Genomic DNA, 3524 nt, shown 5'->3' with positions numbered 1-3524 from the left:
GTACAGCGCAGAATTAGAAGTGTGTCCGGGACCTGTGGGAGCGGGCTTGCCCGCGAAAGGGCCGGTACAGCCAGCAGAGAACCGACAGATGACCGATATTCCCCTGGCAACGCTATACCAATCCCTCGACCAGCACCGCCCCGCCACCTTGGAGGCCCTGCTGGCCAGCGTTTCCCTGCTGCTGCCGATCCTCGACGTAATCCCCAACGCCGCCATCTTTATCAAGGATCCGGCCGCCCGCTACGTGCTGGCCAACCACACCCTGGTCCAGCGCTGTGGCCTCAAGCGCTTGCAGCCGTTGCTGGGCAAGACCAGTGCCGAAGTGTTCCCGGCGCAGCTGGGCCCCGGCTACACCGAGCAGGACCGCCGCGTACTCAAGGAAGGGCTGGTGCTGGAAGACCAGCTGGAGCTGCACCTGTACGGCAGCCGCGAGCCCGGCTGGTGCCTGACCTACAAGCGCCCGCTGTACAACCAGGCGGGCGAGATCATCGGCCTGGTGGGCATTTCGGTCGACCTGCAATCAGCCGCCGACACTCACCCGGCCTACCTGCGCCTGGCCGCAGTGGACGAGCACATCCGCCAGCACTTTCACCAGCCGATCAGCATGGGCGAGCTGACCCGCATCGCCGGCATTTCCGTGGCTCAGCTGGAGCGCTACTGCAAGCGGGTATTTCACCTCACGCCCCGACAGATGATCCACAAGGCGCGCCTGGAGCACGCCCACCGCCTCCTGCATTCGGACCTGCCGATCACCGACGTGGCGATGCGCTGCGGCTACACCGACCACAGCGCCTTCAGCCGCCAGTTCAAGCAACTGACCGGCTTTACCCCGCGCCAGTACCGCCAGGCTACGGCGCTGTAGGCGCAGTGGTCGCAGGCGTCGCGATATTGGCCTGCCAGCGGTTATAGACCTTTTGCGCGCGCTCCATGCGTGACAGTTTCAGTACAACCAGCACGAGTCCGAGCATGAGGATCGCGGACAACCCCGCCAGAATGCCACGTTGCCCCTTTACCCCGTTTTCTACTTGTGCGCCGTAGTCGGATGCCAGGAAGAACGAGCAGATCGTGTCGAGCTTCTCTTCCGGCATGTACCGGGTGAAGGGCGCGAGGCTTTCTGAAGAGCGGCATTGGTCGAGCGTCAGTTTTTCATCCGGAAACCACATTTCAAACTTGATGTCCTGCGGTGACAGATAGAAAAAGGGGGAGTCCGGGTCATTTTTGAGCGATACCATCAAGTATTCCGACTGGCTCGCCATGGGTAGAGGAGCCATCATCATGCCAAGTACGGCCAGCAAGGCAATGAACCCCTTGAAACGCCGCGGGGAGAACCGCGCTGTAGCGAACTTGGGGGCGCTGAAGTCAGTCCAGTCAATGTAGGCGCGGTTGCGGCTCAGGTCGCCGGGCGCAAAGCCGTTGTCGACGATCCAGCGGTGCGCCTGGCTGGCCTCGTCCAGGTTATTGGCCGGGATGTTGAACTCATAACGGAAGAATTCGATCTCCCGCAGTTCCTTGCGCAGGGTATTCAACTGCGAGTGGCTGTCGAATTCGGTGGTGCCTCCAAAGCTGCGCCAAATAAGGTCTCGAAGGAAATACAGCGAGCCGGCCCGGCTGTAGATGAACCATAACGCCATCCCCAGCAGTATGGCCACACCGATACCGCCCAATGGGGCGAGCGTTTCTATGCTCCAGAATGAGGAGGCCAGGTTGGTGGAAGTCGTCATGTCAGCTCCTTGAGCGAAGTAAGCGGGCCTTGTGTCTGCATCAGGCCGGCGGGTCCGATAAGGTGACGATAATAAAAGTGCTCAAGCTGACATGTCGTTAGTGAAACTTCCGAGTTGATTGTGGGAAATTTCCTTATTGTTCGCGAGGCATGAACTTCAAGCGTTGGCAAACAAGCTGCACGCCTCGGCAAAACACTGCTCGGCAATGGCTGAGCGCGGCTCGCTGCGGCGCAGCAACAGGCCGACCGGGCTGTGGATGGCTGCGTCGGCCACCGGCAGAATGCGCAGGTGCTCGCTGAGGTCTTCGAGGCCGCAGTCCAACGGCATGATCGCGCAGCACATGCCGGTGTTGATGGCCTGGATCAGCTGGAAGGTCGAGTCGCTTTCCAGTACCGCATGCGGTTCCAGGCCACGGCTGCGCAAGCTCAGGTCCAGCGACTGTCGGTAGTGCATACCCTTGCTCAACAGGCCCAGCGGTATGTCGCTGAGCGCGTCCCAGCGCAGGGTGTCGCTGCCAAACTGGAAGTGCCGGGTGTCGTGCAGCAGGCCCATGGTGGTGGTGCCCAGCTCCAGTACTTCGAAGAAGCTGGTGTTGACCTGGTCCAGGTAGCAGATACCCAGGTCGAGCTGGTTGCGGCTCAGTCCGTCGATGACTTGCTCCGAGCTCAGCGAGCTGAGCTGGAAGTGCAGTTCGGGGTATTTTTCGCGCAGCGGCAGCAGCAGGTGCATGGGGTTGAAGCTGGCCAGCGGCACTGTGCCCAGTCGCAGGCTGCCGACCACCTGGCCCCGGCAACTGGCGGCCTCGGCCTGCAGGCCGTCGTGGGCGGCGAGCAGGGTGCGGGCCCAGGCCAGAATACGCTCGCCGGCCTCGGTGAAACCTTCGAAGCGCTGGCCGCGTTTGACCAGCACCAGGTCCAGCTCGTCCTCCAGGTTGCGCAGGCGCATGGACAGCGTCGGCTGAGTGATATGGCACAGCGCCGCCGCCTGGCCGAAGTGGCGGGTCTGGTCGAGGGCGATGAGGAACTTGAGCTGCTTGATGTCCATGAAAGTGCCTGGCGTAGGGTTGTGCAGACCATAACCCACGTCTGCGATAGATGTCATTGATCGGCCGGTAAGCCATACCGATTGGACGCCCCCGAGCCACGCCTCTAGCGTGGTGACAATGCCATTCAAGGAGCTTTTACCGTGCGCGTCCAACCCGATGCGGTCTTCGTACCGCTCAACATCGCCGTGCTGACCGTCAGCGACACCCGTACCTACGACAACGATACCTCCGGCGAGCTGCTGGCCAGCCGGTCGGTCGAGATCGGCCATCGGCTGGTGGCGCGGGCGTTGCTCAAGGACGACCTGTACAAGATCCGCGCCCAGGTCGCCACCTGGATTGCCGACGAGCAGGTGCAGGTGGTGCTGATAACCGGCGGTACCGGCTTTACCGGGCGTGACAGCACACCGGAGGCGGTCGAGTGCCTGCTGGACAAGCGCATCGATGGTTTTGGCGAGCTGTTCCGGGCGCTGTCGATTCTGGATATCGGCAGTTCTACCGTGCAGAGCCGAGCGCTGGCCGGGTTGTCCAACCGCACGTTGGTGTGCTGCTTGCCGGGTTCCACCGGCGCCTGCCGTACGGCGTGGGAAGGAATTCTGGCGGAGCAGCTGGATGCAAGGCACCGGCCGTGCAACTTCGTCAAACACCTGTTGCCGATCGATGCCTGCGCAACTCGGGGCTGATACAACATCCTGCACGGGCCTCTTCGCGGGCAAGCCCGCTCCCATAGGTACAGCACAGGATTCGAAGTGTGTGAGGTC

The 3524-nt window shown here is 62.1% G+C and carries 4 protein-coding genes; 2 read left to right on the top strand and 2 right to left on the bottom strand.

Translation table 11 applies throughout. The features are described from left to right. Window positions 1-88: 88 nt before the first annotated feature. The gene (locus ACF8R4_RS13580; protein ID WP_104833269.1) at window positions 89-862 is read left to right on the top strand and encodes an AraC family transcriptional regulator; all 774 of its coding nucleotides are present in this window, start codon (window positions 89-91) and stop codon (window positions 860-862) included. Here the strand turns inward: ACF8R4_RS13580 and ACF8R4_RS13575 are convergent. Further along, the gene (locus ACF8R4_RS13575; RefSeq protein ID WP_060498651.1) at window positions 849-1721 is read right to left on the bottom strand and encodes a DUF6216 family protein; all 873 of its coding nucleotides are present in this window, start codon (window positions 1719-1721) and stop codon (window positions 849-851) included. The two genes, ACF8R4_RS13580 and ACF8R4_RS13575, sit on opposite strands and share 14 nt — an antisense overlap. 156 nt (window positions 1722-1877) lie before the next feature. Continuing rightward, window positions 1878-2765 (bottom strand): LysR family transcriptional regulator, encoded by an 888-nt coding sequence (locus ACF8R4_RS13570; protein ID WP_060498652.1) that lies wholly within the window; start codon window positions 2763-2765, stop codon window positions 1878-1880. A 141-nt stretch (window positions 2766-2906) separates the two neighbouring features. Here ACF8R4_RS13570 and moaB point away from each other — a divergent pair, with 141 nt between their 5' ends. Next, window positions 2907-3446: a molybdenum cofactor biosynthesis protein B gene (moaB, locus tag ACF8R4_RS13565; protein WP_060498653.1), complete on the top strand. Its 540-nt coding sequence runs from the start codon at window positions 2907-2909 to the stop codon at window positions 3444-3446. The last annotated feature ends 78 nt before the right edge of the window (window positions 3447-3524 follow it).

Origin of the sequence: Pseudomonas sp. FYR_2 (assembly GCF_043106425.1) — a bacterium.
Taxonomy (GTDB): domain Bacteria; phylum Pseudomonadota; class Gammaproteobacteria; order Pseudomonadales; family Pseudomonadaceae; genus Aquipseudomonas; species Aquipseudomonas monteilii.
Note: the sequence above shows the minus strand (reverse complement) of the source record. Positions and strands in the feature narration are given on the sequence as shown.